Consider the following 25,226-nt stretch of genomic DNA (forward strand, 5'->3'; position numbering starts at 1 on the left):
ACTACATCCACTACTATAATCATGACCGTATAAAACTGAAATTAAAAGGGCTGAGTCCTGTTCAATACAGGAATCAGCCCTTGGCCACGTAACTATCAAGCTGTCCAACTAAATGGGGTCACTTCATGCATGACTGGCTTTTTTGGTCTAAATCCGGCTTAAACGACGTGTACCTTACGCTCAGGCGGCGTGCTGGGCTTCCACTAATTGCAGGTTGTCACCATCAATCAGGATGCGACGTGGTTTGTAGGCTTCCGGAATCTCACGCACCAATTCTATGTGCAGTAAGCCATTGTCCAGACGGGCGCCGACGACTTTCACATGATCTGCCAGGCGGAAGCGGTGTTCGAAATCACGTGCGGCGATACCACGGTGCAGATAATTTTTCTGACTTTCGTCTTTGTGACGACGACCAACTACTTTCAGTGTATCGCGCTCGCTCTCTATCTCCAGCTCTTCACGGCTAAAGCCAGCCACAGCCATGGTGATCGCATATTTATCTTCAGCGATCAGCTCTATGTTGTAAGGTGGGTAGTTGCTGGCTGTGTCACTGCGTTGTGCATCATCGAAGAGTTGTGCCAGACGGTCAAAGCCGATAGCTGAACGGTATAAAGGGGCAAAGTCAAAATTACGCATGATGATATCCTTGTTAACAGAAGCGATGATTGAGTAAATACAGTGTTTTCATCCCATCTCTGATGCGGATGAATCAGACCTCATTGAGCATCTGATGCACTCCAGATAAGGCAGAGTTTTTTGATTTCAAGAGCTGATTTGCGCCTACAATAGCGAAAATTTTTTTCACCTTGCTGCCGGTTTTTTGCTTGAAAAAAGCCAGCTAGCCACCACACATTTTTCCGAAAGAGCACCTGTGGCCAAGCTATATTTTCGTTATTCGGCGATGAACGCCGGTAAATCCACTGCCTTACTACAAGTCGCACACAACTATGAAGAACAGGGACAAAGCGTGTTCCTGTACACCGCCGCGATCGACAACCGTTATGGCGTCGGTCAAGTCACGTCCAGACTGGGGCCGCAGCGCGAAGCCGCCGTTTTTGACAGTCAGTTTAATTTTTTTGAGCAGGCACCTCAGGTGAATTGCGTCTTGGTGGACGAGGCCCAATTTTTGACGCCGCAACAGGTTAGGCAATTGCATCAGCTTGCGCATCTGCGCGGCGTACCGGTCATCTGCTATGGATTACGCAGTGATTTTTTGGGTGAGCCGTTTGCCGGTGCCAGCTATCTGCTGACTTTAGCCGATACCATAGAAGAATTGAAAAACATCTGTACCTGCGGTAAAAAAGCGACCATGAATATCCGTGTCGATGAGCAAGGTAAGCGACTCAAGGCGGGCGAGCAAATCTCCATCGGCGGCAATGAGCGCTATCACCATGTCTGTGGCCGTTGCTTTTATCAGTAAGCCGCAGTCCCACTCTGCTCATCACATTCCACGCTATCCCAAGATCAAACTGCATCCCAGCCTGAACAGGGATGCAGTTTGATGGCATTTATCGCAACGTCGAATTCCTGAATCAGCTCGCCGCCCGTACCACCTCGCAGTGGCGGCGGCCAGCGTGCGTTTGCCCACGCAAGCGCTCATATGAGAAAAAAAACCAACAAATTGACCATTGGTCACTTATCAACACAATTATCTGAAATACCTGTATTGACGCGCTTAAACAGCGAGGGAGTACTTACATAGAGTATTTCCACCAAGCATCCTGTCATCAGGAGGAAACATAGTTTCTCTAATCTCTAAAGCTTTAGTCTATTGTTATCAACTGGGAATTTTTCTACCCCTTCCCGCCGATGGAGAAGGGGGGGAAGTTACAAAAAATTTCCAATAACAATAATCAGGAGATCAATGTGGATAGAAGACAGTTTTTGAAGTACAGCGGATTTTTTTCTGTGACAGTGGCGACAGGTGGCTTAACGGCCTGCGGTGGTTCCAGCTCAACCGCAACAGCTAACACAGATTTACCGGCAGCCAATGGCAGCGCCTGGAAATTCCCGCAAAGTATCGCTTCCGGTGACCCGCGTCCGGACAGCGCTGTATTGTGGACCCGCGTGGTACCGGCTTCGCTGGACGTAGCTGCCGCCGCACCAGCTGGCAATGATGTCTCTATCCGCCTGATCGTTACGGCGGCAGACAATAGCGCCGCACTCGGCAGCAATACTGCATTAACAGGTACGGCAATTGTTGATACCCGTCTGCCTGTGCTGGCCAGCTTCGACAACACGATACGCAATAAAGTCACAGGCTTACAAGCGGGTCAGACTTACTTCTATCAATTCATCGCCGGTGATGTTCGCTCGAATGTAGGTCGCTTTAAAACGGCTCCAGCTGCTGGCAGCGATGTAGCGAAACTGCAGTTTGCTTACCTGACTTGCCAGGACTGGAGTGTCAATCACTGGGGCGCGATGGATTACATCGCCAAAAACGAAAGTCTGGATTTCATCATCCACCTGGGTGACTATATTTACGAAACCGTCGGAGCTTCTTTCCAGGTCGGTAATGTCGAAGCACGCCACACGGCACTGCAATTACCGGATGGAACCGTATTGAACGACGCGTCCGGCACTCCAACCAAGGCCAAATACGCGACCACGCTGGCCGACTACCGCTATCTGTACAAAATGTATCGTAGCGATCCGCGTCAGCAAGCACTGCATGAACGCTTCGCCTATATCGCGATCTGGGATGACCATGAATTCTCCGACGATGGCTGGCAAGATGCGATCACCTACGACAATAACAGCCTCGATAAACTGGGCGATAACCAGCACTTGCCACAGCGTCGCCGCTCTGCCAATCAGGCCTGGTTCGAATTTATGCCGGCAGATGTGAATCTGGATACAGCCGACAATGGATTCCAGAACATCAAGATCTATCGCGACTTCCAGTTCGGCAAACTGATGCAACTGGTGATGACAGATGAGCGCCTGTATCGCACTGATCACGTGGTACCGGAAAGTCTGTTTAATCCCGCGACTGGCAAACCACTCAATAGCAGCATCGGTTCGCGCTATGTGGTACCGCAAGACGTATTCAATGCGCTGGAAGCTCAGAAAGTCACGACCGCAACTTCGATGACCGCCGACCCGCTGGCTTACACCTCCATGCTCGGCAAAACCCAGCGCGACTGGTGGAAAGACAAAATGGCGTCGTCTTCCGCGACCTGGAAGGTATGGGGCAATGAAGTATCCCTGATGCGTATGGGCTTAAATGGCACGGACGCGATTGCAACCCTGATCGCGTTGAGCTCAGTGTCCACGCTGGCGATGACCATCAGTAACGCACTCAGCAATCCTGCGCTGCAAGGCAATGTGTTAGTCGCGTCCGCACTGGTGGCAGCGGCGACTGCAGGCGCAGCACAGGCGACGGCTGCGGCCGCAGCAATCGCCATCGCAACGGCAGATGCCAGCAACGCTTCCCTGCCAGCGGCGGCAGTGGCTGCGGGCCTGAGCACAGCCCAGGCTGGTATCGCAGTGGCTGCCTATGGCGCAGCCAAGGCCGCAGCACCGGCAGGTACGACTACGCAGGTCGGTGCTGCCGCGCAGACGATCGCTTTCGGCTACATCAAACCGGATGTACAGGCGAATAAAGAAAAATCTACCTTCGTGATCGCATCTGGCCAGCAAGCTGCACTGTCTGCCTTCTTCACTAAATTCCTGCTCAACTGCGATCAGTGGGATGGCTACAATGCAGAACGTAAGGCCCTGATGCAGCATTTGCTGGATAAGAAAGTCAGCAATGTGGTGTCTGTCACGGGCGATATCCATGGTTTCTTTGCCGGCACGGTCAATCATGACTTCGATGCAGCCGGTGGCGGTACGCCAGCGATGGTGGATCTGGTCAGCGCCGGTATCAGTTCCGACTCCTTCTTCAAATACATGATGGATGGCGCGGGCTCGACCGGACTGGCAACGATCATTTTCTATCCGCTGTCTATCCCGGTTCCGAATATCGGCACCATCACCGTCAATGCCAATATGCTCGACTACACCATGGGTAAAGCGGCACCTACCCTGGATGGCTTGCTGGAACAAATCCGCGTGCCACTGACCGGCGCGCTGGCAGCGAAAGGCGTGCCTGAAGGTGCCGTTCTGACAGGCACCGTACAGGCCGTACTGGCCGGACTGAAAGCCGACAGCAGCTTTAATACCAACCTGTTGGGACTGGCACAGCAACTGGCAGCACTGGCGAATAACCAGTGGATGAAATACATCAATGCCGATGCACAGGGTTATACCGTTGTGACAGTCACACCGGGCAATCTGGTGGCTCAGTTTAAGCAAGTGAACAAGCTGGTTAACACCGGCAGCATGACTGCGCCAAGCAATGTGATTGCGCGTGTAACCACGGCTACCGTCAACACTGGCACAGCAGCAGTAGCAATCAGCTGATCAGGCTGTAAACCGAGGTTCAGCCTATCCCCAGGCTGAACCTGGACTGAATGACTCCCGGCATTCAATCTTGCCTCCGTCTGTGACGGAGGCTTTTTTTCGGGATGCAGCGGGGGTTTATGTCAAAATGCAGGACTTAGCCCCACGGACTTATCATGCCTGTACCCCGCAAACCCAGACCTCCAGCCAACAAAGCCAGCAAGAGCGACAAGACAGTCAGCGCTCAGCTGCATACACGCAACCGCCATCAGGGACGTTATGACCTGAGCAACCTGAGTACCTGCGAGCCCGGGCTGAAGGATTTTTTGGTGCAGACTGCACATGGTCTCAGCGTCGATTTTGCCAACCCGGCTGCGGTATTCATGCTGAACCGCGCCATCCTGCAGGCTGACTATGGCATACAAAACTGGTCCGTATTGCCAGGACAGCTATGCCCGGCGATACCGGGCCGCGCCGATTACCTGCATCATGTGGCGGATTTACTGAGGGATAGTCATGGCGGCCGCCTGCCCGCTGCGAACGGCATACAGGTGTTGGACATCGGTACCGGCTCCAGTCTGATTTATCCTTTGCTAGGCAGCGCAGACTATGGCTGGCAGTTTGTCGCGACCGACATCAATCCGGCTTCGCTGGCCCATGCCAGCGTTGTACTGAGCCACAATCCCATCCATGCCAGCCGCATCACTTTACGGCAGCAGCCTGACCCTGGCACTATTTTCTACAATATCCTGCAGCAAGGAGAATGGTTTGATGTGACACTGTGCAATCCGCCGTTCCATGGTTCGCCGCAAGAAGCTGCGGCAGGCTCAGAGCGTAAATGGCGCCAATTAGGTAAGGCCAGCGCGGCCCCAAAAAAACAGGCACCACAAACTGCTGTACTGAATTTTGGCGGCAAGGATGCCGAGCTTTGGTGCCCCGGCGGTGAACTGGCCTTCATCCTGCAAATGATGGATGAAAGCGCACGCTTCCCTGCCCATTGCTATTGGTATTCCAGCCTGGTGGCCAAGGCTGAACATCTGTCTGCACTCAAAGCACGACTCAAACAACTCAAGGTTCAGGACTGGCGCGAAATCGCTATGGGTCAGGGCAATAAGCAAAGCCGCCTGCTGGCCTGGACTTTCCTGAGCCCGGCGCAGCAAAGCAGCTGGAAAAAACTGCGCTGGAATCAGCGTTAATTTTTAACACTGAATTAGTGCTGAATTAGTGCTGAGTGCGTTTCCATTCCGGATGCTGCTGACGTAATTCCTGCTCCAGCGCAGCCAGCCTGCGTGCTTTTTCTTCCATCCTAGCGATCGCCACCGGATCAATCCCGCTTTGTCGCCCACGCTCTATGTCACTCAACAGGCGCGGCACTTCCTGTTGCGCCGCATCGGCAAACGATGCCAGCAATTGCTGATGCTGATTCGCCTCGTAACGTTGATACGCCTGGGGATCGGCCAATTCTTCGCGTGTAGGCTGTAGCAGACGCTGGGTATCGCGCGCTATCGGCGGGCTGCGCGGATCGCCGTAGCGGGTCGCAGCCAGACTCTGCGCCGCTGGCATGGCGGGCCCCGTGTCAAGTAAAGGTACACGTTTGAGTTCCGGAAATGGCGGCGGCCAGCTTGCAGTTTTCGCGCTGTATTGCTGGTTCAGTTGTGTGCCTGACGAGCTGCGCACGGCCGTCAGGTTTTGATCTGCCGCTTGCGGCACGCTGCTATCGTCAAACAACAGGCGTGCGGCCAGCAACAAGCCCAATACCAGCATCAGCACCCAGAACCAGGCTCGTCGCATCATGTGGTACTCCCAGCTGTCAGATAGTCGACCTTGGCAGCCTGCCTTGCTCTGCGCTGTAACACACGTATTTGCTGCACGGCTTTTTCCTGCGCGATGGCACGGCTGGCCAGATAGCGCACGGCTTCCGAATCCGCAGGCTGATAGCCATCCTGACGCTGACTGACCAGGAGCACTTCCCAGTAGGCTGGCTCTTGCGGCCCGACTGCAGCCCGAAACGGTGGCGACACCTGTCCCGGTTCCTGCATCATTGCAAGTTCCTGCAGCCAGCTGAGTTTGCCCTGATGGCGGATTTCGCCCAGATCACCACCGCTGGCCGCGTCTGGCGCAATCGACCACTGACGCGCCAGTGCGGCGAAATCCTGACCACGGCGTGCCTCCTGCACTATCCGTTCTGCGCTCGCCTGATCCGCGACCCGGATATGTCTGGCGCGTATCGTGGCGATGCGTTTGAATTCTTCTTTATGCTGACGGTAATAGGTCTGAATCTCAGCCGTTTTAACCTGTTTTGCCAAGCTATTCAACACAGGACTCTCGGCGTCGATATCAGCGCCTATGCCATGCAATGCCAGCAAAGCACTGACCTGATTCTGCTCTCCTAAAGCCTGCCGCAAATCCGCCACGGCGGCACTGCCAAAGCGCTGCTCTGCCCAATCCTGCACATAACGCTGGCTCAGATACAGCATGGCTTGCTGGCGCACAAAAGCCTGATTACGCGCAAACAGTTCGACCCGTCCCTGTACATTCTGGCGTTGATACACATCGGCCAGCGTGATCACACCGCCTGGCGCCAGGCTTGAACGCAGCACGACGATTTGCTGCGCTGTTTTCAACTGTGCTTCATTCCAGCGATATTCCACAATCAGCTTATCCTCCGCACCCAGCAGTTTTTTCCAATCCTTTTCGGTGACCGGATACTCTGCGCTCACTTTGCCCTGCAAACTGGCACCGGGCAGCGCTTTCAATCCAGCCTCCAAAGGCTGTAGATATGCCGAACGCAAAGCGGCCGCGAGCTGATCATCCGCTGCAACGGCAGGATCAAACCCCACCCGTTTCGCTCCGGCTTGCAAATCCAGTCCTGCAAAACGTTTTTCCGCAGCGCGCACCAGACTGCGGTTACTGATAATTTCTTCCAGTACCGCTGCTTTCGTCCTGCTCGCATCCTGCTGCTGCGCCAGCTGCAGCATCACATCCACGGTCAGCTGATGCACCGCCTGTCCATCTACTTTCGCCAATACCGAGGCACTGGCAACAGAGGCCAGTCCGACTGCAGTCAGTAAGCCAACTGCTGCGCACAACAAGCGGTGCAGGCACCGCTTGTTGGCACGCGCTATGCGTGAGTTCCACATCTTAGTTCGCCAGACGTTCTGCTGCGCGGTTGAGCACATGCACCATCATTGCGATCGCATGCGGCACCACTTTTTTAGCCACTTGTACCCGGTCATTCTGATCGGTCGATGACAACACGATGCCGCCATTCTGATAGGAGTAAGTGCCGCCCTGCGTTAACAAAGGACGAATGTCTGTCGCTGTTGCGCTCAGTGGAGTGAAGTCGGCCAGTGCAGCATTGACCAATGCGCTGTCGTTCAGATTCTGGCTGTAGTAATAATCATTGACCCATTGCTCCCAACCCGAGTGATTACGTGCTGACGTGGTCCAGGTGTGATGCGGTTGCAGCAAGTCCGTCGAGTGCATCACAAAACCCAGGCTTTGCAAGCTGGGCTTAGTCAGAAATTGCTGGAACCAGTACTGCGCCAGGTTATCGATAGGCTGAAACGGTGCAGTTTCAAAATCGGCATATTGCTGTGGTGTGGAATAACCGCCATGGCGATAACGTGCTTCCGTAATGCCGTAGCTATTGTATTTGCTGCTGTCGCCAAACCAGCCCTTGAGGCCGCCAGGGCCATCGTCCAGATAATCACCCACCAGCCAGGTCGCCGCCAGCTTGTCGATATCACCTGCAACAGTCAGCTTGGCATAGTTATAGCCGCCAAACGGATTGCCATGCACGTCGGCACCTGCTGTATGGTTTTGGAAATGCCAGTAAGACGTGTATTTCACGATGCTTTGCGCAGCGCCCCAAACCGGAGCCAGTACACAGCTGCCGGTGGTGGCACCGCACAGATAGGTGTCAGCAAAATCATCCACGTCATAGGCACCCTGGCCCATGGCGGTGGCAAACTGATCCAGAGTAATACCTGCTTTGTTCAATCCGGCCTGCAATTTAGCAAAATTGGTTTTGCCCGGATTATTTTTCATGAAGTTGACGGCATCAATCGCGATGCGTCTATGGGTTTCCTGCTGAAATGCCGAAGCTGGCAAACTGGCGCACAGAGCGAGTGTGAGCGCTGTCACTTTGAAGACTGATTTCATTGTTTTTCCTTGAGTTCAAAACAAAAAACACAATCAAAAGAACGGACGCAATCCAATTCTCACAAAGTATGGCAGCAGAACCCCTGGCAACATCGCACCAGGATGATCAGGCAAACGCCATCACATCATGCAAACGGCCTTACGTCTGTCCTCAAATTATGCTGACGACAGGATCGCCGCGTCAGCATCATGGGTAAGACAGAGACGCTATTGAACTGTGCTTCAGCTTCTGCCTCAATCCTAATCACTAGGGAGTCACATCTAAGTTTTTTCATACGCCTGACATAGTTTTCAGGCAGATTAGGTTGCAGCAGAATTTTTGCAGTGCAGGTAAAATCTGCGCAAAATCGCTTGATGAAAATCAAGTCAGCAGAAAAAATATTGCTGGTATGGGACGCGTTTTCAGCTTCATTGCCCGCATTTCTCTCATCCAGGCAAAGAAATTAAATTAGAGAAAACAGTCTAACTCTAGACAATTACATGTCTTCATCGCTTAGCTGTTCACAACATCGGGGACGATAGTTTTTATGCAATTTTTTTCACATCCATTTCACGCAAAGTTTGCACAAAAATTCAGCAGTTCGCTACATTAAATTATTCACAATCGCGTCGTAGGCTGGCATACAATCTGGGGCGCCGTCACTCTGGCAGGCGGCTTCACCGGATGCGCGACCCCGTAACCAGGTGCGACTTTTGAGCTCAATGTGTCAAGGATAGCAATGAAACGAGTAGATGATTTCCGCCTGAAGCTAGGCAAAGATGAACTGGTTCCTATCATGATTGGTGGGATGGGCGTGGATATTTCCACCGCTGAACTGGCATTGGTCGCCGCACGCCTGGGTGGCATCGGGCATATTTCTGACGCCATGGTGCATGATGTGTCTGACCGCCGCTTTGACACCAGCTATATCAAAGAAAAAACCCGCTTCTATAAGTACAACATCAATAACTCTGATAAAACGGACGTCAAGTTCAATCTTGAGCACCTGGCCGAAGCGACCCGTCTGCACGTAGGGAAAACCATGGAAGCCAAACAAGGCTCAGGCATGATATTCGTGAACTGCATGGAAAAGCTGACCATGAACGGTCCGCGTGAAACCCTGAAGGTCAGGCTGGAAGCCGCACTGGACGCCGGTATCGATGGCATCACCCTGAGTGCAGGTCTGCATCTGAGCTCCTTTGGACTGATGGCAGATCATCCGCGCTTCCGCGACGCCAAGCTGGGCATTATCGTCTCGTCCCTGCGCGCGCTGCAGTTATTCCTGCGTAAAAATGCCAAACTGAACCGTCTGCCGGATTACGTGGTGGTCGAAGGCCCGCTGGCTGGCGGCCATCTGGGTTTCGGTGACGACTGGGCAGAATTTGATCTGCAAACCATCATCACTGAAATTCATCAATGGCTGCAGGCTGAGCAGCTCGATATTCCGCTGATCGCTGCAGGCGGTATTTTCACCGGTAGCGATGCCGTCGCCTTCCTGGAAAACGGTGCGGCTGGCGTGCAAGTTGCAACCCGCTTCACTGTGACCAATGAATGTGGTTTACCCGCCGATGTGAAACAGGAATATTTCAAAGCCAGCGAACAGGATATCGAAGTCAATCATATTTCCCCGACTGGCTATCCTATGCGCATGTTGAAAAATACGCCGGCCATCGGTGACGGTGTGCGTCCGGGTTGTGAATCTTACGGCTATCTGCTCGATGGCAACGGCAATTGCGCCTACATTACCTCGTATAACCGCGAAGTCGCTGCGCATCCGGATGCGAAAAAAGTAGTGGTGATGGACAAGACCTGTCTGTGTACCCATATGCGTAACTTCAAATGCTGGACTTGCGGCCAAACCACGTATCGTCTGAAAGACACCACACGTAAAAATCCGGATGGCAGCTACCAGTTACTGAGTGCTGAACATGTATTCCGTGATTACCAATTCAGTACCGATAACCAGATCGCTTTACCGGGCTGATGTAGATACCCAGCACTAATAAAAACGCCGCTGAGATTTCGCTCAGCGGCGTTTTTTATTGGCTTAAACTTATGCTTAATCCGGCTCATCCAGGTACCAATAGCCCTGGTTCACCCATTGCAGCAGCGTAGTCAGGAACTGCGTCTGCTGTAGGGCCGAACCCAGATTCGCGATTCCGATCACATCGTGATTACACAGTGAGCGCACCGCCTCACTGAGGGCTGCGCCGAAAGCATGGCGCTCACCATCGACATAGCAAACACCTTCGCTAATCTGTGGCTCCAGATAAAAACAGCGCAGGCCACCAGTACGGCGCAGTGACTGCTCCTCTAAGGCGCACAGCAATTCATGCGCCTCCAGTGGTGGCTCCACCGCCTGCAAATCCAGTTCGCTGCGCGTGGTCGACAGCAAGCTCCCGATAACGTCAGCCATCAGCGCATCGTCGTTCAGTACGCTTTGCATCTGCGCCCGTATCATGGCGAAGTCGCTGCGATTGATGTAGCCCTGCTGCTGATGTGCCTCACGCCGTGGATCGCTGATCAGGCTCTTGCCGAGTTCGTGGTCGATCAGGTAATCCGCCAGGCCACTCAGCATATCGCTGGCAGAACGGCTACGAAAGCCAACCGAAAAACTCATGGAACTGTCCAGACTCACGCCTTCATGCGGGAAACCGGGTGGGATATAGAGCACATCACCCGCTTCAACCACAGCATCGATGATGGGCGCGAAAGGATCGGTATGCAGCAGCGCGGGATGGGCTGCGAACTGGCGATGCGCGCCACGATCACCGACCCGCCAGTGCCGCTTACCCGAGCCCTGACAAATAAACACATCGTATAAATCAATATGCGGCCCGACACCGCCGCCCGGTGCGGCGAAGCTGATCATCACATCATCCAGTCGCCATTTGGGAATAAACGCAAACGCCTGCACCAGCTCAGCGACGTCCGGCGACCAGTGATCGACCGCCTGCACCACCAGTGTCCAGTCGTGTTCTCCCAAATGACTATAATTCTGAAACGGGCCACGCTCTGCCTGCCACTCGCCGTTATGGCGACTAATCAGACGCGAGTCTATCTGCGCTTCACACGCCAACCCGGCCAGTTCGTCCGGGCTGATCAGATCACGAAAAGCTGGGAAACCCTGGCGTATCAACACCGGCTTTTGCTGCCAATATTCCGCCAGAAAGCGGTCTAGAGAAAATTCACTGAGCTGTAAGGTCAACATGATGGCGCCGCCGTAGAAAAAACAGGAAGAAAATGCGGTTGTAACATGCCTGCTTTTTCCACCATAGCGACCAGATCAAACTTTGTGCGGATAGCGGTGCTGATGCCCTTTCAGCACTTCCACCATGATTACCAGCGTGAAAAATGATCCTCCGTCACGCCCACCAGTTGCGTCACTGGCCGTGCCGGAGCCGAGGCATGCGCTTTCACCCAACCATTAAAGCAACCGATAGGCTGCACATAGCGACTGGCGGCAATCAGGAGGTTTTTGTTTTCCTGGCGCAGACCTTCCGGCTGAAAATGTAAGTTCAAGAGCCCATCATCGGTAACAATATGCCAGCTATCCATCAGACGCTGAGGCTGATAATCGAAATGCGCCGCGCCCAGCTTGATGAGCTCGCCATCGAGCCACAGTGCATTTTCGTTCTGCCCAAAATATCCAGCCTGTAAATTAAAGCCCAGACCCAGACTATGCGCCGAAGCCCAGCGCCAGGCTGTTTCCCGTCCCAGAAAGCCATTGCTGTGGTCGTAACTGCCAATTCCACCGGCCAACTCAAACTGGCGTCCGGCCACGCTGACACTGCCTTGCAAACGCATACCTGCCGATTTCAAGGTCGCATGCACGGTGCCTCCCTCTGCCGTCCCAACCGCAAACAAGGGACGCGCGGCATCCTCAGTCAGCATGTGCGCCTCTATCCGGAAATCACCACAAGCCAGCGAGAGCTGATACTGACCGGACTCAGCCACATGTTGAAAATGGATGCGATTGTGCAGGAACTGAAAGTGACTGGCAGCACCCGCCGCAGGCTGAGGCCGTAAGCGTGCCGTCAAACCGGGCAAACCATCCTGGCTATAACTGGCGATGATCTTCCTGGCACGACGGTCAAAGACATAGGCAAATGCAGTATTGGTCCAGCCCACATCCACAATCGCTATTCCACAAAAAATCTCATCTGTCGCCAGCGCCACATAATTCCAGTGCTTGTGATGCAGCACCTGCCATAGCGGGTGACGGCGAAATGGCTGGGCTAAGCCAGTCCAGTCTATGCGTTCCGGCGCTCCGACATATTGTCCGAACTGCACGGCATTTTTTTCATCGAGCACCGATGCAGGTGCCTCAGGCAAACTTGTGATCATCATTCGTGGTCTTTGATTATTTGGGTGTAACGGTCAATCAGCCTGGTAACGATTGAGGCCCGCTGACGACCTAGTGTCATGCTGTCCAGTATGACATCAGGATTTGGCGTTTCACGCTTGTTGTCTGGGCTAGCAGCGATTATCTCAGCAGATTATTGTGTCATCGCGACCACACCTGTATCGCGTAATTCACGGCGCAGGATTTTTCCCACATTGGTCTTGGGGAGGTTCTGGCGGAATTCTATGTATTTAGGTTTCTTGTAAGCGGTCAGCTGCTGTTTGCAATAATCCATGAGCTGATCCGTCGTCAATGCAGGATTTTTCTTCACTACAAACAATTTCACCGCTTCGCCCGATACCGCATCGGGGACACCGACACATGCGCATTCGAGCACATCCGGATGGGCGGCAATGACGGCTTCGATTTCGTTTGGATACACATTGAAACCGGAAACCAGGATCATGTCCTTTTTACGGTCCACAATTTTGACGTAGCCGCGCTCATCCATGATGCCGACATCGCCTGACTTGAAATAGCCGTTGTCGGTCATGACTTTGGCTGTTTCATCCGGGCGGTTCCAATAGCCGATCATGACTTGCGGGCCGCGGATCGCAATTTCACCTGCCTGTCCGAACGGCACTGGCTCACCTTCATCATTCAGGATGGCTACTTCGGTGGATGGGACGGGTAAGCCTATAGTGCCTGAGAAACCGTTCTGATCAGGCGGGCACAAGGTAGCAGTAGGCGAAGTCTCAGACAGGCCATAGCCTTCCAGAATAGGGCTGCCTGTGACTTTGCACCAACGGTCACTCACGACTTCCTGCACCGCCATCCCTCCACCCAGCGTAATACGCAAACCGGAAAAATCGAGTTTCGCAAACGCAGGCTGATTCAACAGTCCATTGAAGAGCGTATTCACACCCGGAAAAAAATTGACGCGGTATTTCGCGAGTTCTTTGACAAAACCCGGCATGTCACGCGGATTGGGAATCAAGACATTCATCGCGCCCCAACGCATCCCCATGAGCATGCAGGCATTCAATGCCAGGATGTGATACAGCGGCAAAGCGCAGACGGTGACCAGCGCGCCTTTTGCAGCTTCATGGCGCATCGTAGGCCCTGCCCAGGCATCGTTTTGCAGCATGTTGGCGATCACATTCCTGTGCGTCAGCGTTGCACCTTTAGACAAACCCGTCGTGCCGCCGGTGTATTGCAGGAAAGCGATATCGGTATGCGTGACCGCTACTTCTTGCAAACTCAGTTTTGCGCCCTGCGCCAGCGCTGTGCGAAAGCGGATGGAACCCGGCAAACTGAAGGCTGGCACCAATTTCTTGACTTGACGCACCACCAGATTCATCAGCGCACCTTTGAAGCTGCCCATCATGTCACCGATGCTGGCAACGACGATGTGTTTAACGCTCGTTTGCTGCAATACTTTTTCCAGGGTAACCGCGAAATTTTCCAGAATAAAAATGGCCTCAACGCCAGCATCACGCAACTGATGTTCGAGTTCACGCGGCGTGTATAGAGGATTGATGTTCACCACGGTACAACCGGCACGCAGGATAGCGGTGACAGCGACCGGATATTGCAGCACATTGGGCATCATCACCGCGACTCTGGCGCCTTTAGCCAGTCCACGTTGCTGCAACCAGGCAGCCAGATGGCGCGAACAGGCATCCAGTTCGCTGTAGGGCATCTGCTTGTCCATACAGACATAGGCCGGACGCGCAGCATATTTGCTGAAGGATTCTTCAAATAAGTGATTGAGCGAGCTGTATTGTTCCGGGTCTATGGTCTCCGGTACCCCTGCCGGGTAGGATTTGAGCCAGTGTTTTTCTGTTGTCATTTCATCGTCTCCATTCTCATCCGCATCAACATGTGCGTTTTTTCATCGGCGCCCGGACCGGCAACCGTATCGAGCTGATCGGGTCGCAATTCGCGCCCGTCTTCAGCGATGATGCCTACACCGCGGATGGCTTTTCCTGTATCGCTGGCCACGATCGTCATTCTTGGCCCCTGAGGATGCGGCGCCCACTGCTCACCCCAAACTGTCATCGCCGCCAGAATCGGGTACAAAGACTGGCCTTTGGCGGTCAGGTGATAGTGAACCACACGCCCGTCATCCGCTGCCTGCTGGCGCGTCAGGATGCCGTTCGCCACCAGTTGGCTTAGCCGTTGGGACAAAATATTGGTACTGATCCCAAGGTGATTCTGAAAATCCTGAAACTGGCTCATACCGCAAAACGCATTGCGTAAAATCAGTAAAGACCACCACTCCCCCACCTGCTCCAGCGTCTGGGCGATCGGGCAATTCATGTCTGCAAATGAACCTTTACTCATCGGGCAACTTTCTTAACAAAGTTATAAATTAACTGTAATAAAAAACACTTTTGTTACGCAAGTGATATTTTAGGACAGCGACTCTAATCCTGTTACGCTTGTTTTTCAATCATGCTGTCGAGCAGGCAGATCTCACAGGGGAAAGCCACGTGCAAGCTAACGCGATACAATGACGCCACATCTTGAACACTGAGTCCCATCTTGAGCAAATTAGCAACACCTCTGGCATTTGTGGATCTGGAAACCACAGGCACGATCGCCACCCGTGACCGGATTACCGAAATCGCCATCATCCGTTTTGACGGCGAGCATATAGAACGCTGGTCGCAACTGATCAACCCGGAAACCCAGATACCGCCATTCGTCGAACAACTGACTGGCATCAGCAATGCCATGGTGGCGGATCAGCCGCTGTTCGCAGAGCTCGCACCGCACATACTGGCACAGCTGCAAGGCCATATGCTGGTGGCGCACAATGCGCGCTTTGATTACGGTTTTTTAAAAAACGAATTCCGCCGTCTGGAGATGTCTTACCGAGCACCGGTACTGTGTACGCTCAAGCTCTCGCGCAAACTGTTCCCGCAATTCGTCAAGCACAATCTCGACAGCATCATAGAAAGGCATCAGATTGTAGTCGGTGAGCGACATCGTGCGATGACCGATGCCGATGCCCTGCTGCAGTTCTGGCAGGCGTTACAACAGGTGCCGGGCGAGGCCGCCTTGCTGGCAGCGGTGAAAGAACTAAGTTCACGCCCGGCGCTGCCACCGCATCTGGATGCCGATATCGTCGACCAGTTACCTAAGGGCTATGGCGTCTATCTGTTCTATGGAGAAAACCGGCTGCCTATCTACGTCGGCAAGAGCAATACCTTGCGCCAGCGTGTGCTATCGCATTTCTCGGCGGATCATGCACTGGCTAAGGAAATGAATATCTCCCAACAGGTGAGAGATATCGAATGGATAGAATGCGCGGGTGAAATCGATGCGCTGATTACCGAAGCGCGACTGATCAAGGAAAAACAACCTACCCTGAACCGTCAGTTACGCAGGAATAGCGAATTTTGCTCCTGGCGCCTGAGTGATCTGGGCAGCGGCCTGCTGCAACCGCAACTGGTGTATGGCCGCGATCTGGATCTCGGCAGGCAGGAACAGTTGTATGGCTTGTTTAAAAGCGGTGCCAGTGCACGGGAATTTTTACTGCAAGCGGTCAAACAATATCAATTGTGCGCCGCCACGCTGGGGTTGGAAAAAGGCGGCAATGGCAAACCTTGTTTTGCGCGCCAGCTCAAGCAATGCAAGGGTGCCTGCGTGGGTCAGGAAAGTGCTTTACAACATAATCTGCGTCTGATCGAAGCGTTGGCCGAGATGAAGCTTAAGGCCTGGCCATTTGCCGGACCTGCCTTGCTGCAGGAAGCCGGGGTCTATCATGTGATCGAGGCCTGGTGCTATCTGGGTCGTGCCGAGACGCTGGCCCAGGTACCGGCTTTGCTGGCATCCGGCAAGCCGCGCTTTGACCGCGATACGTACCGGATACTGGTGAAATACCTGAACCGCATGCAAGCCTGCAGCGCCTGAACGCTGCAGGCTGCGAAGCTTACTTCAAAATGCCTTGCGTGACTTCCGGCTTACCGTCAGAAACCAGCGCCGGTACTTGTATCAGACGCATCAGCAAAGGGTAGACATCCACATTCTCCAAACTTTGCAAACGCGCCGCCGGGCGGAATGCCGGGCCGTTAGCGATGAACAACGCACCCATCTCCGGTGCCAGATTGTCATAGCCATGCGCCCCGCCATTGCTGTGATTCTTCGGATTTTGATCGGCGAAAATCAGCCAGCCGGTTTCAGCCAGACACAGATAAGATGGAACCCGCGGATTGCGACCGAATTCAAAGCGCGCCGGAATCTGGGCTTTTTTCCAGCACTGCATATGTGCATGGGGTTTCAGCAAAGCGGCTTCCAGTTCAGCCTCATGACCTGGTGCCGCGTCAAATGCGGCGTAGGTGCCGCTATTGACCATACGGAAGCTGGATGCGGACACCAGCTGATCAAGTACGATCGTGCGCTGTGCGCTGGTGGCAGCCATGCCATGATCGGATACGATCACCAGATTGGCTTCGATCTGACGCGTTTGCAGCCCTGCTACCAGACGTGCCAGCGCACGGTCGACCTGTGCTACCGCTTCATTCACGATCTGGCTGTCTGGCCCTTCATCGTGGCCGGCATGATCGACATCGTCAAAATACAAAGTCAGCATGGAAGGCCGCTCTGTAACCGGTTTGTCTAACCAACTCAGTAAGGTATCAACACGCTGATCCGGCGTGACCTTGCCATCAAACACGCGCCATTCGCCGGGGCGCACGCCATGTATTGCGGCTTCCGAACCGGGCCAGAACATGGTGGCACTGCGCACGCCATTTTTTTCTGCAGTCACCCAGACAGGCTCTGCCTGATCCCACCAGCGGCGATCGGTCACCGCGTCACGGTTACTCAAAGTGAATTTCACGCCGGGGATCGCCGCATCCTGCATGGTGTTACCCACGATACCATGATGATCCGGACGCAGCCCTGTCACCAGCGTGTAGTGATTCGGAAAAGTAATCGAAGGAAATGAGGGCCGCATCACATCCGCCAGCACACCCTGGGTGGCCAGTGCATTGAGCGTAGGCGAGACGCCACGTTTGAGGTAATCAGGACGGAAACCATCGATAGACACCAGAATCACCGGAGCGGCTAAAGGCGCACGATAGCTGATTGTCGCAGGCGCAGCTGCTGCCGTATTGGTCGCAGACGGGCTAGGTAACTGGGTGCAGGCACTCAGTAAAGTGAACAAAGGCGCAATGAACAGCGCCGGTGTCAACCGCAGTCGGAGTAAAGAATTCAGCACGTATGATCCTGACAATAAAAATCGAAATGACGCTTGCTATCGCCAGATAGGAGCAACCACGAAGCAGCAAGCCTACTAGGGCTGCAAGTATAACTATGCTCGATGGCAATTGCATGACCAAATTTTTTTAAGATATGTACAGCACTTAGGTTTTTGCAGCGGCCCAGACAATTCGCGATCATTTATGGTGAAAAACTGATAGTGAATACCAACAAACAATATCGTAGCGACCTGAAATTAACTTATTTCCATTGTATTTGAGACGTTTTTCTTTTATACCTAGGCATAGAAATTTATTTCCAATTGGAAATTACAGCGCCACTTGCGCGTCGTTGCATCACTCAATATTGAGCGTCAGTAAGGAAAGATCATGAATATCGGAAGCGTGAACAATCAGTCATCGCAAGCGGATACTTATAGCAATAGCGTGCAGAAACTCAGGCAACGCGATGGCGAGCTGAACAAAGTCAAACAGGAAAATCAGAAAGTTAAGGCGGAAACCCAGACGCAGCAGGCGGAGCAGGCCACACAGGCGACGCAGTCTGCCGATGCGCTACAACAGGCGCGTGCCGCTCAGGAAAACAAACCTAAGCCCAGCGTCAATGGCAGCGGCCAGGTAGTTGGACGTATGATCAATACCAGCGCCTGAGCACAGCTTACGCAATACCCACAAGCAGCAATTCAGGGCTGTGCTTTTATATTTTTTTCGTTTTTTTTGGAGAGACGCAAATTGCCCGGCAAGGAGCCCAAATACCACTGGGGTACTTTTGCGTCAGTCCTATTCTCTTTGCTGCGCCATTTGCCTGAAATACAGCAGCAAATCATCTAACTCCTGCGCAGACAAGGATTGCAGATTAAATCCCGGCATCGCTGAAGCAGGCCAGCTGCGTACACTGGCCGGATTGCGTATCAGCTGACGCAACATCCCTTCCTGAAAATACTCGACCGGACTATGCGGCAAATTCAGATCCGGCCCCAGCCTGGCGTCGCCACCGCCATTCATGCTGTGGCAGGCAGCACAATTTTTCGTATAGACCTGCATGCCACGTAAAGCCTGCGTCTGCTGCATGCCACTGGTACGTGGCATTAACTGCGGATAACGCTGCTCCAGTGTTTGCGTCAGGCTGATTTTGGCGATCTGATACGGCCATTGCTCGCTGGACACCTGATGTTCCGGATCTTGCCAGACCAGATAAACAGGACCGGCACTGGGCTTACCCGCCGCCAGCACAGGCCAGGGCGCTGCTACATCTTCTATCGCCAGCCAGGGACGGGCAGAGGTATTGAATACACTGGCAGGTAAAGTCGCAACAAAGCCATCCAACGCGGTGAATTGCAAATTCAGTGCAGGCAAATCCGGATAAAAAACCTGGAGTGGCAGTGCACGGTAAGTGCGACGACCACCGTAAGCGACATCCGACTCCAGCACTATCGTCTTCACCTCGGGCGAGGCCAATAACTGCGACCGGCTCAATTGCAGAGTCTGAGCTGCCGTCTGTATCTGTAACACGGCCTGCTCTTTGCTTGTACTGTCGCGCTGGATGGCTAGGGTTGGCGTCGTTCCAGCATGAGTCCAGCTACAGGCAGTCAGTACGATGCTGCATGACAGACTCAACAGCAGGCCGAGATTCACGCTGGATCTGAGCCAGGTGCGGCCAGATTGCCTGGTTTGCGTTATGATCATATGAGTTCCTTTCAAACTGAAATGCGATACGGAGCTGGTCAAAGATAAGTACCGATACCCTACGGGTCTTTGCCATTGTCCCATGCCACCTCACCGTGTGCACAGTTTTACACCGATCCGCCACCCCTCAAGCTGGAAAAAGATGGATAACCAAGAATTTCATGATGATCACGAAGACGGCCAGGATGGCCCCTTAGGCGCAGCACAGCGTGCAGCTGCCGCCAGCCGCAGCACCTGGACCAGCGTCGTGGTCAATATATTGCTGACCAGCATACAGTTCATGGTCGGTTTCTTCAGTCATTCGCAGGCTTTGATTGCCGATGCCATTCATTCGCTGTCTGATCTGATATCGGATTTTGTGGTGCTGCTGGCCAGCCATCACAGTAAAAAGGCAGCGGATACCGATCATCCTTACGGACATCAACGTTTTGAAAATGCGGCATCACTGGTACTGGGACTGATACTGTTGGCAGTGGGCTGTGGCATGCTGTGGTCAGCCTTTCGCAAGCTGGAAACACCGGAATTGGTACCACAGGTGCATAGCATTGCGCTGTGGGTAGCCGGGCTGGCACTGATCTCCAAGGAGTTGTTGTTCCGCTATATGCTGGCGGTCGCGCAGAAGGTGAAGTCCAGCATGCTGGTGGCCAATGCCTGGCATGCTCGCTCAGATGCTGCTTCGTCGCTGGTAGTCGGGCTGGGCATCATCGGCAATATGGCCGGTTATCCGATACTCGATCCGATTGCAGCACTAATCGTGGGCTTTATGGTGGCGCGCATGGGTTGGGAATTTGGCTGGGAAGCCTTGCATGATCTGATGGATCGCGCGGCCGATGAAGAGGAAGTCGCGGCGATACGCCTGACCTTGCTCGATACACCGGGCGTGATTAATGCGCACGATGTACATACGCGCAAAATGGGTGACATGATCGTGGTCGATGCGCATATCGAAGTCGATGCCAATATCACGGTTGAAGCCGGGCACGACATTGCGGTACTCGCGCGCCAGCGCGTGATGCAAAGACACAGGGTGCTGAATCTGATGACGCATATCGATCCCTGGAAACGCCCTGACCGCGATCATCAACCGCCTAACTGATCGATGATAATAAGCAGACTCAGGCGGTAATTTGCGTCATGACAGAATCAGACATAGAATCAGGATAGAATCACAAAAAAAGGGAGCTCGCAGGCTCCCTTTTTTTGCATCATACGACGAACCGGGTTTCGCTCTGTATCACCACTTCATCCAACTGCCGGGTCAGATCCTGCAATTCTATGCGGATGGGATTCGTCACCGGATCGATGTCACCACGCAGCAGACAACGGGTGGTGGCCTGATTCGACGCGATCTCGATCAGACTGCGTAAATCACGTCCGGATTTTCCATCCGTGCGTGCGGCCAGTTCCAGGCTGGCGATATCCACATCAAAGGCTAGGGGTTTATCACGCAGTAATTGCCGCACTATCGTCTGGCGTGCCGCCAGGTCAGGCAAAGACAACTCAATTTTCTGGGCGAAGCGCGATAACACCGCCGGGTCGATCAGTTCCGGATGATTGGACGCAGCCAGTACGAACACTTGCCCCTGCTTGCTTTGTGCGCCATCCATTTCCTGTAACAGCTGACCGATAATTTCTTCAGAAAAGGATTTGCTGCGCTCACCCCGTTTGGCTGCCAGAATTTCCATTTCATCGATGAACAGGATGCAGGGTGACTGACTGCGCGCCTTGTCAAACATCGCTTTGACGGCAGTGCCCGAGTGACCTATCCATTGTTTCTGTATCTCCGCTGTGGATGGGGCAAAAAAGGATAAGCCAGACTGACTCGCGAGCACTCTGGCCAGCTGTGTCTTACCTGTGCCCGGTGGGCCCCACAATAAGGCGCTGCGCGGTGCAGTAATACCACTGGCCTTGAGCTGCTCCGCATTGCGTATCATGCGACCCAGTGCTTCAAACTGCTGCCGCAATGCATCCGGCAGCACAATATCATCCCAGCTTAAATTGTCCACCTTAGTCGATTGCTTACTGTCTTCTAATTGCTGCAGCAAATCATCCATTTGCAGACAAACAGGATTGCGTTCGGGGTGAATATCCTCACCACTCAGCAAGGCGCGCTCAGTAGCTTTGCGTGCAGCGACTTCGACCAGAGTACGCAAGTCGCGTCCGGATTTCCCTTCCGTCATTTTTCCCAGTGTCGCTGCGGCTTCATTTACCTCAAAGCCCAGCGGTTTTTTACGCAATAAGCTTTGTAGGATCGCTTCGCGACCGCTACGGTCAGGTAAAGGCAGTTCCAGTTTTTGCTCCAGACGCGATAACACAGCACTATCAATCTGATCTGGCAAATTCGAGGCAGCCAGCACAAACACCAGCCCCTGATGACTTTTCGCGCCATCCATTTCCTGTAACAGCTGGCCAACCACTTCCTCGGTCGCTGAATTGCTGTTCTGTGCACCGCGTGCCGGCGCCAGAATTTCGATTTCATCGATGAACAGGATGCAGGGTGACTGATTACGCGCACGTTCAAACAGACTGCGTACCGCATTACCCGAGCTGCCGACTGTGCCCTGCTTCAGTTCAGCCGTGGTACAGGTCAGAAAGGCAAGCCCAGCCTCATTGGCCAACACCCGCGCCAACTGGGTCTTACCGGTGCCTGGCGGGCCCCACAGCAAGGCGCCACGCGGGGTATCAATCCCACTCTTTTTCAGCTCTTCGCTATTGCGCAGCATCTTTCCGAGATGAATGAACGACTTTTTGACCAGCTCAGGCAAGACGATGTCGTCCCAGCCCAGATCACTGACATGACTCGAATTTTTACCGCGCTGACGTCTGATCTCCTTAAGAATTTCAGCTGCCTCTGGATCATTCCGGCCGGCCAGCTCAGCTGCGATGGCGATCACCAGCTGATGCAGGTCGCGCCCGCTCATGCCACTGGTTTCACGTACGATGGCTTTCATCTCCGCAGGCGCAATCAGCTTCGCTTTAAGCAATTCTGCTTTCAGGATTTTTTCGCGGTTACGCGCATCCGGCAAGCCCACTTCCACCACACTGGTGAAACGCGACAATATGGCATCATCAATACCATCGCGCAGATTGGTGGCACCTACCACCATCACCTGCCCACCCTGAGCGATGCCGCCCCATTGACTTAAAAATTCCTTGACCAGTTCGTCATCAAAATTCACACCACCTGAATTGGCTCCGCCACGACGTTTGAAGATGCCTTCGCACTCATCGACAAACAAAATACAAGGACTCTGTTTGCGCGCAGCTTCAAACACGGCTTTGACTTTGGGTGAGGTATGTCCCTGATAACTGCCTTTCAGATCCGACTCACTGACACTCATGAAATGCACGCCCGCTGTCTTAGCGAGCAATTCTGCAATCGTGGTTTTACCAGTACCGGGTGGCCCGTACAGCAAAATACCTTTGGGTGAAACTTCCGAGCGGCTGGCAAATAAGTCGACCAGCTTGATCAGCTTATCCGCCAACCCATCGGGAACTGCAACTTCACGCCAGAGACTGGCCAGTTGTTCGCATTTCTGCAATTGCTGATGTGCGGTTTGCAGTACCTGATATGCAGCGCGGATAGACTGACTGGCCGCAACCACTTGCTGCAGATTCGTATGATGCTGGCCGAGCAGACCTATCCAGTGCTGCTGACAGCGTTCTGCCATAAAAAAATGATGATCACCTTCCAGCAACAACTTTTTCTGCTCTGGTAAATAGGCCAGCCAGGCACGCTTGGGCTGGGCTGACTGCCCCTGCTCAGTGAATTGCAGCAGCGTGGCCCCCAGATAACGTCGGGCGACCTGCCCAAGACGGAAGCTGGTACATCCCAGCTCAGACGGGTTTTCGCCCGGATAAATCACCGCAGAGTAAGGATACTTAGAATCACCGGATTCTTCGCTGGCAAACGCCAGCACGTGAATACTGGCTGTCGCCAATTGTTCAGCCAGCTGTTGATATGGCTTTTGCAGTAATTGCAGCGCGCTGCCACGTCTGGCTGCACGTACCATCACGATATACGGCAACCAGACAAACAACAATCCCGTGACACTGAACAAGCCGGAAACCAGATAAGGCAGGCCAAGTGCGAAATTCGCCCGCATTACGCCAAAAAATCCAAAGAAATACATGATACCCAGCAGATACAGCCAACCTGCCCAATTGGCAAACGGGAACCGGTGTTGCAGCCCCTTCAGTAGTAAGGCTGGCTTCCATGGTGTTTTCTTCAGTTGTTCCGCCAGCAGTTCCTGCCGCACCGCCTGCACCACCTTAGGCAGTTGCTCTTGCGCCTGCTGCTGTATCGCCTGCACCCCGGCCTGATGGCTTTGCAAAGCCTGATTGCAAGCCTGGTAGTGTTGATCGGCGTCGGCATAGGCAGTGCGCGCAGCCTGTAAGCGCTGCGCAACCGGCAAAGGAACTTCTATCTCTGTATCTGACATCGCTATGCACCTTGTTGAAGCTCAAGCCTGAATGGAAAAATGCCATTCATTCGACGGAAATCCCAGATGCCTGGCCTGCTGCATAAATACACGGAATCCGGCCTGATGCCCTAAAGACGCAAAGTGCGCCACGAAAGCGCCATCCCGAAAAATATTTTTTTAAGTGCGGTTTGATACAGAAGCAGATACGTCCGCCAGGGCCGTAGTTGAGCTTAGGTTCACAGCTAAGCAGTCAACAGCGTTTTGAGCGTATGGTGATTAGCTACTTCAAAGGTAGGTGCGATACCAGGTATGGCAGTTTTTTGAGCAGGATTCAGCCAGCAGGTATCCAACCCGGCCTGGATGCCGCCAAGAATATCGGATTCCAGTGTGTCGCCCACCATCAGTACCGCAGAACGCGCAGGTTGCCCCATCTGCTCCAGTGCATAATCAAAAATCTGCCGTCCAGGCTTGGCGATACCCACTTCCTCAGATACCACCAGAACCTCAAAATAGTGGTGCAATCCAGTACGTTCCAGACGTATGCGCTGCAGTTGTGTAAAACCGTTGGTGATAATGCCCATCCTGATGTTGCCGTGCAGGGTTTGCAGCAATTCAGGCACGCCATCCAGCGGGGTGCTGATCTCTGCCATCGCATGCAGGAAAGCCTGATTCAACGCGGATGGCGTGGTGGACAGCCGTTCCGCCCAACTAGTGAAACGCAATTGCTGAAGCTCACCAGCTGTGATTTGATGTTCCTGGTAGCGCTGCCACAACTGCTTATTCACGACTTGATAGGCTGCGTAATCGGACGCACTAAACTGAATGCCGAATTGCGCAAACATCGTCTGCAGACCGCGGCAGGCATCAAAGTGAAATAAGGTCTCATCGGCATCGAATAATACCCACTCATATTTTTTGGCCACACTGTGCATCGACATACCCGTGCTGAAAAAAAAGCAGCCAGTGTAGCGCAGAACCGGCAATCAGGATTTTCTTACCCGTCTGGCATAGTG

At 53.4% G+C, this 25,226-nt stretch carries 20 protein-coding genes; 8 read left to right on the forward strand and 12 right to left on the reverse strand.

Translation table 11 applies throughout. The features are described 5' to 3' along the window. A partial coding sequence (locus H8K47_RS15800) for an IS3 family transposase (RefSeq protein ID WP_186881635.1) occupies window positions 1-92 on the forward strand: 92 nt, incomplete at its 5' end. 88 nt (window positions 93-180) lie between these two features. On the opposite strand, the gene H8K47_RS15805 is transcribed toward H8K47_RS15800, so the two are convergent. After that, on the reverse strand, window positions 181-636 hold the full coding sequence (locus H8K47_RS15805) for an Hsp20 family protein (RefSeq protein WP_186882365.1): 456 nt from the start codon (window positions 634-636) through the stop codon (window positions 181-183). Between the two features lie 235 nt (window positions 637-871). Between H8K47_RS15805 and H8K47_RS15810 the strand changes: the two genes are divergently transcribed. The 3 genes from H8K47_RS15810 (at window position 872) to rlmF (ending at window position 5,582) form a co-directional block, all read left to right on the forward strand. Beyond that, a complete protein-coding gene (locus tag H8K47_RS15810) occupies window positions 872-1,420 on the forward strand; it encodes a thymidine kinase (protein WP_186882366.1) in 549 nt (182 codons plus the stop codon). A gap of 446 nt (window positions 1,421-1,866) precedes the next feature. Further along, on the forward strand, window positions 1,867-4,407 hold the full coding sequence (locus H8K47_RS15815; RefSeq protein ID WP_329604180.1) for an alkaline phosphatase D family protein: 2,541 nt from the start codon (window positions 1,867-1,869) through the stop codon (window positions 4,405-4,407). A 155-nt stretch (window positions 4,408-4,562) separates the two neighbouring features. Next, window positions 4,563-5,582, forward strand: a complete 1,020-nt coding sequence (gene rlmF / locus H8K47_RS15820) for a 23S rRNA (adenine(1618)-N(6))-methyltransferase RlmF (protein WP_186882368.1) — start codon at window positions 4,563-4,565, stop codon at window positions 5,580-5,582. Window positions 5,583-5,607: 25 nt separating this feature from the next. Here the strand turns inward: rlmF and H8K47_RS15825 are convergent, their stop codons facing one another. Genes H8K47_RS15825 through H8K47_RS15835 form a run of 3 tightly spaced genes read right to left on the reverse strand, consistent with a single transcriptional unit; the run spans window position 5,608 to window position 8,550 of the window. After that, entirely contained in the window at window positions 5,608-6,180 is a 573-nt protein-coding gene (locus H8K47_RS15825; protein WP_186882369.1) for a hypothetical protein, read from the reverse strand. Then, window positions 6,177-7,526, reverse strand: a complete 1,350-nt coding sequence (locus tag H8K47_RS15830) for a peptidylprolyl isomerase (RefSeq protein WP_186882370.1) — start codon at window positions 7,524-7,526, stop codon at window positions 6,177-6,179. The genes H8K47_RS15825 and H8K47_RS15830 overlap by 4 nt, the downstream gene beginning before the upstream one ends. Window position 7,527: 1 nt before the next feature. Further along, window positions 7,528-8,550 (reverse strand): phospholipase C/P1 nuclease family protein, encoded by a 1,023-nt coding sequence (locus H8K47_RS15835; protein WP_162019846.1) that lies wholly within the window; start codon window positions 8,548-8,550, stop codon window positions 7,528-7,530. A 719-nt stretch (window positions 8,551-9,269) separates the two neighbouring features. Here H8K47_RS15835 and H8K47_RS15840 point away from each other — a divergent pair. Further along, a complete protein-coding gene (locus H8K47_RS15840) occupies window positions 9,270-10,514 on the forward strand; it encodes a nitronate monooxygenase (RefSeq protein ID WP_186882371.1) in 1,245 nt (414 codons plus the stop codon). A gap of 75 nt (window positions 10,515-10,589) precedes the next feature. Here H8K47_RS15840 and H8K47_RS15845 read toward each other — a convergent pair whose 3' ends face one another. From H8K47_RS15845 to H8K47_RS15860, 4 genes are all read right to left on the reverse strand, one after another. Continuing rightward, on the reverse strand, window positions 10,590-11,741 hold the full coding sequence (locus tag H8K47_RS15845) for a ribosomal protein uL16 3-hydroxylase (protein ID WP_186882372.1): 1,152 nt from the start codon (window positions 11,739-11,741) through the stop codon (window positions 10,590-10,592). Window positions 11,742-11,869: 128 nt separating this feature from the next. Then, window positions 11,870-12,880 (reverse strand): DUF2804 domain-containing protein, encoded by a 1,011-nt coding sequence (locus H8K47_RS15850; protein ID WP_230410227.1) that lies wholly within the window; start codon window positions 12,878-12,880, stop codon window positions 11,870-11,872. Window positions 12,881-13,029: 149 nt separating this feature from the next. Beyond that, entirely contained in the window at window positions 13,030-14,727 is a 1,698-nt protein-coding gene (locus H8K47_RS15855; protein ID WP_186882373.1) for a long-chain-fatty-acid--CoA ligase, read from the reverse strand. Further along, window positions 14,724-15,221, reverse strand: a complete 498-nt coding sequence (locus tag H8K47_RS15860; RefSeq protein WP_186882374.1) for a winged helix-turn-helix transcriptional regulator — start codon at window positions 15,219-15,221, stop codon at window positions 14,724-14,726. Before H8K47_RS15860 ends, H8K47_RS15855 begins: the two co-directional genes overlap by 4 nt. A 201-nt stretch (window positions 15,222-15,422) precedes the next feature. Between H8K47_RS15860 and H8K47_RS15865 the strand changes: the two genes are divergently transcribed. Continuing rightward, window positions 15,423-16,796, forward strand: coding sequence for a 3'-5' exonuclease family protein (locus H8K47_RS15865; RefSeq protein ID WP_222612816.1), 1,374 nt, complete (start codon window positions 15,423-15,425; stop codon window positions 16,794-16,796). A 19-nt stretch (window positions 16,797-16,815) separates the two neighbouring features. Here H8K47_RS15865 and H8K47_RS15870 read toward each other — a convergent pair whose 3' ends face one another. Beyond that, window positions 16,816-18,105 (reverse strand): alkaline phosphatase family protein, encoded by a 1,290-nt coding sequence (locus H8K47_RS15870; protein WP_186882375.1) that lies wholly within the window; start codon window positions 18,103-18,105, stop codon window positions 16,816-16,818. A 370-nt stretch (window positions 18,106-18,475) separates the two neighbouring features. On the opposite strand from H8K47_RS15870, the gene H8K47_RS15875 reads away from it, so the two are divergent. Next, complete coding sequence (locus H8K47_RS15875) at window positions 18,476-18,754, forward strand: hypothetical protein (RefSeq protein WP_186882376.1); 279 nt, start codon at window positions 18,476-18,478, stop codon at window positions 18,752-18,754. A gap of 129 nt (window positions 18,755-18,883) precedes the next feature. On the opposite strand, the gene H8K47_RS15880 is transcribed toward H8K47_RS15875, so the two are convergent. Continuing rightward, window positions 18,884-19,789 (reverse strand): cytochrome c, encoded by a 906-nt coding sequence (locus H8K47_RS15880; protein WP_186882377.1) that lies wholly within the window; start codon window positions 19,787-19,789, stop codon window positions 18,884-18,886. 142 nt (window positions 19,790-19,931) lie between these two features. On the opposite strand from H8K47_RS15880, the gene H8K47_RS15885 reads away from it, so the two are divergent. Beyond that, window positions 19,932-20,885: a cation diffusion facilitator family transporter gene (locus tag H8K47_RS15885; protein WP_186882378.1), complete on the forward strand. Its 954-nt coding sequence runs from the start codon at window positions 19,932-19,934 to the stop codon at window positions 20,883-20,885. A 109-nt stretch (window positions 20,886-20,994) separates the two neighbouring features. Here the strand turns inward: H8K47_RS15885 and H8K47_RS15890 are convergent, their stop codons facing one another. Both H8K47_RS15890 and yjjG read right to left on the reverse strand, forming a co-directional pair. Then, the gene (locus tag H8K47_RS15890; protein WP_186882379.1) at window positions 20,995-24,231 is read right to left on the reverse strand and encodes an AAA family ATPase; all 3,237 of its coding nucleotides are present in this window, start codon (window positions 24,229-24,231) and stop codon (window positions 20,995-20,997) included. A 224-nt stretch (window positions 24,232-24,455) separates the two neighbouring features. Beyond that, the gene (gene yjjG, locus H8K47_RS15895) at window positions 24,456-25,151 is read right to left on the reverse strand and encodes a pyrimidine 5'-nucleotidase (protein WP_222612818.1); all 696 of its coding nucleotides are present in this window, start codon (window positions 25,149-25,151) and stop codon (window positions 24,456-24,458) included. Window positions 25,152-25,226 lie beyond the last annotated feature (75 nt).

The organism is Cognatundibacterium rugosum, from assembly GCF_014284365.1.
GTDB lineage: Bacteria > Pseudomonadota > Gammaproteobacteria > Burkholderiales > Burkholderiaceae_D > Undibacterium > Undibacterium rugosum.

Coding starts and splice junctions, on each gene's coding strand:
- H8K47_RS15805 (WP_186882365.1), bottom strand. CDS start 636: ATGCGTAATTTTGACTTTGCCCCTTTATACCGTTCAGCTATCGGCTTT.
- H8K47_RS15875 (WP_186882376.1), top strand. CDS start 18,476: ATGAATATCGGAAGCGTGAACAATCAGTCATCGCAAGCGGATACTTAT.
- H8K47_RS15830 (WP_186882370.1), bottom strand. CDS start 7,526: ATGTGGAACTCACGCATAGCGCGTGCCAACAAGCGGTGCCTGCACCGC.
- H8K47_RS15825 (WP_186882369.1), bottom strand. CDS start 6,180: ATGATGCGACGAGCCTGGTTCTGGGTGCTGATGCTGGTATTGGGCTTG.
- H8K47_RS15885 (WP_186882378.1), top strand. CDS start 19,932: ATGGATAACCAAGAATTTCATGATGATCACGAAGACGGCCAGGATGGC.
- H8K47_RS15845 (WP_186882372.1), bottom strand. CDS start 11,741: ATGTTGACCTTACAGCTCAGTGAATTTTCTCTAGACCGCTTTCTGGCG.
- H8K47_RS15855 (WP_186882373.1), bottom strand. CDS start 14,727: ATGACAACAGAAAAACACTGGCTCAAATCCTACCCGGCAGGGGTACCG.
- H8K47_RS15890 (WP_186882379.1), bottom strand. CDS start 24,231: ATGTCAGATACAGAGATAGAAGTTCCTTTGCCGGTTGCGCAGCGCTTA.
- H8K47_RS15840 (WP_186882371.1), top strand. CDS start 9,270: ATGAAACGAGTAGATGATTTCCGCCTGAAGCTAGGCAAAGATGAACTG.
- yjjG (WP_222612818.1), bottom strand. CDS start 25,151: ATGTCGATGCACAGTGTGGCCAAAAAATATGAGTGGGTATTATTCGAT.
- H8K47_RS15835 (WP_162019846.1), bottom strand. CDS start 8,550: ATGAAATCAGTCTTCAAAGTGACAGCGCTCACACTCGCTCTGTGCGCC.
- H8K47_RS15850 (WP_230410227.1), bottom strand. CDS start 12,880: ATGATGATCACAAGTTTGCCTGAGGCACCTGCATCGGTGCTCGATGAA.
- H8K47_RS15860 (WP_186882374.1), bottom strand. CDS start 15,221: ATGAGTAAAGGTTCATTTGCAGACATGAATTGCCCGATCGCCCAGACG.
- rlmF (WP_186882368.1), top strand. CDS start 4,563: ATGCCTGTACCCCGCAAACCCAGACCTCCAGCCAACAAAGCCAGCAAG.
- H8K47_RS15880 (WP_186882377.1), bottom strand. CDS start 19,789: ATGATCATAACGCAAACCAGGCAATCTGGCCGCACCTGGCTCAGATCC.